The following is a 4,342-nucleotide window of genomic DNA, read 5'->3' as shown; positions in this document are numbered from 1 at the left end:
CTCCAGAGCCGAGCGTCACACCGGTGACGCGCCCGCCCTCGCGGTCAATGCCGGTCACTTCGTTGTGGATATATTCCACGCCAAGCGCGCGCGCCTTCTTGCGAAACCAGTCGAAAATCGTGCCGCCGTCAAAATAGCCTTCGTTCAGCGGATTGTGCGACCCAAGCAGAATGCCGTCGAGGTCATAGAATGGCCACTCCCGCGCAATTTCATCGGGTGTCATGATCCGCGTGCCCGCTCCAAGCGCCGCTTGAGTTTTCTGGTTCGCGGTCAGCACATCGGCAAAGGCGGGCGTGTCGGCAAGGTAGAGATACCCGAAATCATGCAGGCGAATCTTCGGTGCTTCAGGGTCATCCATGAAGTCTTTGAAAGACTTTATAAATTCTACGCCGAACTGCGATATCTTGATATTGATTTCGGACCCGAACTGCTGCCGGATACAGGAATTCGTATGTGTCGTGGATGCGAATTGATAGCTGGGATCGCGCTCTACCACCAAAATGCGACCGGTGAAATCAGGGTTCCGGGCGGTCCACCAGGCGATAGACGAGCCGATCATCGCGCCGCCGATAATGACGACATCATAGCTTTCGTGTGCCGCTGTGCCGCCGGTCACCATCAGTCCCTCAGAGCCTCGGCGAGTTCCGCATCACTCAAGCCATAATCGCGCCGGGCCGCATCCACCGAGACATAGCCCAGCCGAACATCCCGGATCACGGCCGCGCGGTCCCGATCCGCCGCAGCGCCATAGCCACCGCCGCCGGGGAATGCCAACATTACCCTCGCGCCTTCAGCGATACGGCTCCGCCCTTTGCCAGGAAGCGTTGTGCCGTCGTCAAGAGAGACTTCGGTAGCCCCTCCGCTCTGCCCACCATTTCGTCCATGTGCCGGGTGACGGACACGGTCGAACATCGCCGAGAAATCGAACTCGTGACCCTCGCGCGCGCCAACTTCCATATATTGCCCAAGACCACCGCGATGCCTCCCCGGTCCGCCAGAATCCGGGCGCAGCTCCTTGCGCCAGATGATCACCGGGCCGGTATGTTCAGTGGCTTCTATGGGCATTGTCATCACGCCGGACGGAAAAGCTGTCGCGGAAAGCCCGTCCAGCGTCGGCCGGGCACCCGAACCGCCGGAATTGAACGTCAGAACCTCAGCGCGACGGCCTCCTTGACGGGTCGGGCGCAATGAAACCTGAAAATTGCAAAGCGCCCCCGCGCCTTCCGCAGGAACCGTATCGGGCAGAATTTGGTCGAGCGCACCGTAGACTGTGTCGGGGATCAGATGGCCGATGACATGGCGCAACGCCACCGGCGCGGGCCGCTTGGCATTCACGATGCTGCCCTCCGGCGCGGTGACCCGGAACGGCTCCAGCGACGCCGTGTTGTTGGGAATATCCGGCGCAATCGCACATTTGAGCGCGTAGCATGCATAGGCTTTGGTATAGACCATCGGCACGTTGATTCCCTTGGGATCAAGCCCGCTCGTGCCGCCGAAATCACAGGTGATGTGATCAGGCTTGATCTCAAGCTTCACGCAAAGATCGACCGGCGCTGAAAACCCGTCGATCTGCATCGAGGCACTGGCCGAGGCGCGTGGCAGCTGGGCAATCCGTTCCAGCGTCGCCCGACGCGAATTCTCGAGGATGAAGGCCGCAATGCCGCCTAGATCCGAGTCGCCATATTCTTCCAGCATCGCCGTCAGCCGCCGCTGTCCGATCTCGTTGCAGGCCGCAAGCGCATAGATGTCTCCGATCAGCTGATCCGGTTCACGCGTGTTGACCCGCAGCATCCGGACCAGAGTCTCATCGACCTTGCCTGCATCCGCGAACCGCATGATCGGAATTTGAATGCCTTCTTCGTAGATCGAATTGCCATCCGCGCCAAACCCGCGCCCGCCGACATCAACGACATGCGCAGTGCAGCCAAAGAACCCCACGTGCCGCCCCCCGTGAAAGGCCGGGCTGACCACGGTGATGTCATGCAGGTGGCCGGTGCCCATCCAGGGATCGTTGGTGATATAGACATCGCCCTCGGCCATGGTCCCGACGCCGATCTCGCGCATGAAATGCGCCACGGCGTCGGCCATCGCGTTGACATGGCCCGGTGTGCCCGTCACGGCCTGTGCCAACATCCGGCCCTTCTCGTCATAGACACCTGCCGACAGGTCGCCGGCTTCACGAACCGAAGTGGAAAAGGCCGTGCGCACCAAGGCCTGCGCCTGTTCCTCGACGACCGAGATCAGCCGGTTCCACATGATCTGCTTGGCGACGCTGCTCATGACTGCCTCCGGATGTCGATGACGCCATCTGCCCGCCCTGTGGCCGTATAGCCACTGGGCAGGATGATGGTGGTTTCGTCCTCGGTGATGACAGCGGGGCCGGATATCCGCGCGCCATCCCGGAAGGACCGGCGTTCGGCCACGCCCGCGTCGACCAAGGCATTGTCGCTGGCGCTGAACATCTGCCGCCGACCCGTTTGACTGGCGTCGTGCGCCGATGGCGCGCCGGGCACTGCAACCGGGTCGGCGACGGGCGTCGTCGCATTCACCGCCCAGACAGTGATTTCCACGCTGAGGCCCGCAACGGTACGGCCAAAAAGCGTAGTATAGGCATCCTCGAAGTGTCGCAGATAGGTGGCGGCATCCGGTGCCAGTGCCTCGGCCTCGGTCAACTGCACCGGGATTTCCCAACCCTGACCCACGTAGCGCATGTAGACCTTGTAGTCGGCCAGCACCGTCGCATCGGCATCGCAGGACCGCACGAAACCTTCCGCCTCGGCCCGCAACTCTGCGAAGAGCATCTTGACCGTTTTCGGGTCAAAGGCATCCAGACGCATGTAGACGCTGCGCGTCGCCTCGAAGGAATACGGGGCCCGCAAGAATCCGATTGCCGATCCCACGCCCGCGCCCGGCGGCACCAGCAGCCGCTCGATTCCCAGCTTTTCGCAAAGCCGACCGGCATGCAGCGGCGCCGCCCCACCGAAGGCAATCATCGTGTAGCCGGCCAGATCTTCGCCGTTCTCGACCGCATGAACACGGGCGGCATTGGCCATGTTTTCATCAACCACCTCTGACAGCCCGAACGCAGCGGTCAGACTGTCCATCTCCAGCTTTTCGCCAAGATGCGCGCTGATCGCCGCAGCCGACAAGGCAGGATCAAGCGGAATCGACCCGCCCGCGAAATTTGCGGGATCAAGCCGGCCAAGCATCAGATCGGCATCCGTCACCGCCGGCCGAGTGCCGCCGCGCTGGTAGCAGGCCGGTCCGGGCTCTGATCCGGCGCTTTCGGGTCCGACCCGGATCTGGTTCAGCGCATCGACATGTGCCAGCGATCCTCCGCCGGCGCCGATCTCGACCATGTCGATGACGGGGATCGAAATCGGCATGCCGGATCCCTTCTTGAACCGATAGGACCGGGCGACCTCGAAGACCCGGGCCGTCTTCGGAGCGCCGTCGCGGATCAGGCAGATTTTCGCCGTGGTGCCGCCCATGTCGAAGGACAGGACGTTGCTCAACCCGTGGCGCCGCGCGATATCGGCGGCAAATATTGCGCCCCCGGCGGGACCGCTTTCGACAAGCCTGACAGGAAATTGCGCAGCACTTTCCAATGAGATGATGCCGCCACCCGAATGCATCAGAAAAATCGGACAAACGGCCCCCGCCCCGGCAAGTCGTTCCGCCAGACGGCCGAGATAGGATTCCATCATCGGCTTCACGTAGGCATTGGCGCATGTCGTGTTGAAGCGCTCGTATTCCCGCATCTGAGGCGACACTTCCGACGACAGCGAAACGCTGACACCCGGCGCGCGCTCAGCCAGCACGTCGCGGATCATGCGTTCGTGGTCAGGATTGAGATAACTGTGCAACAGGCCCACGGCGATGCTGTCATACCCCGTCAGACGGTCCGCCAGCGCCTCGACCTCGGCCCGTTCAAGCGGGATCAGCACATTGCCACTGGCATCGACACGTTCGCGTAGCGTGTAACGGTGGTTCCGGGCGATCAGCGGCAGCGGCAATTGCAGGTTCAGGTCATATTGCTCGAACCGGCTTTCGGTCCGCATCTCGATCACGTCACGGAAACCTTCCGTGGTGACGAAGGCTGTCTTCGCCCCGCGCCGCTCAATCAGCGCGTTGGTCGCCAAGGTCGTTCCGTGGATGATCCGCGTCAGCGACTCCGGTTTCATACCGGCCTTGGTGCAGACTTGCGCCAGGCCGTCGAGTATCGCGTCCTCCGGGGCCGAATAGGTGGTCAATACCTTGGTCGAGTACATGTCGCCCGCGACTTCAAGCACCACGTCCGTGAATGTTCCGCCGATGTCGACGCCAAGGTTTGCTTCTGTTG

At 62.1% G+C, this 4,342-nt stretch carries 3 protein-coding genes; all 3 read right to left on the bottom strand.

The features are described 5' to 3' along the window. A partial coding sequence (locus WBB85_RS05885) for an NAD(P)/FAD-dependent oxidoreductase (protein ID WP_432637701.1) occupies window positions 1–619 on the bottom strand: 619 nt, incomplete at its 3' end. Then, entirely contained in the window at window positions 619–2,280 is a 1,662-nt protein-coding gene (locus tag WBB85_RS05880) for a hydantoinase B/oxoprolinase family protein (protein WP_432637700.1), read from the bottom strand. The genes WBB85_RS05885 and WBB85_RS05880, both read right to left, overlap by 1 nt. Further along, the coding region (locus WBB85_RS05875) for a hydantoinase/oxoprolinase family protein (RefSeq protein ID WP_432637699.1) at window positions 2,277–4,342 on the bottom strand (2,066 nt) is incomplete at its 5' end. The genes WBB85_RS05875 and WBB85_RS05880, both read right to left, overlap by 4 nt.

The organism is Albidovulum sp. (assembly GCF_049646345.1).
GTDB lineage: Bacteria > Pseudomonadota > Alphaproteobacteria > Rhodobacterales > Rhodobacteraceae > Albidovulum.
Note: the sequence above shows the minus strand (reverse complement) of the source record. Positions and strands in the feature narration are given on the sequence as shown.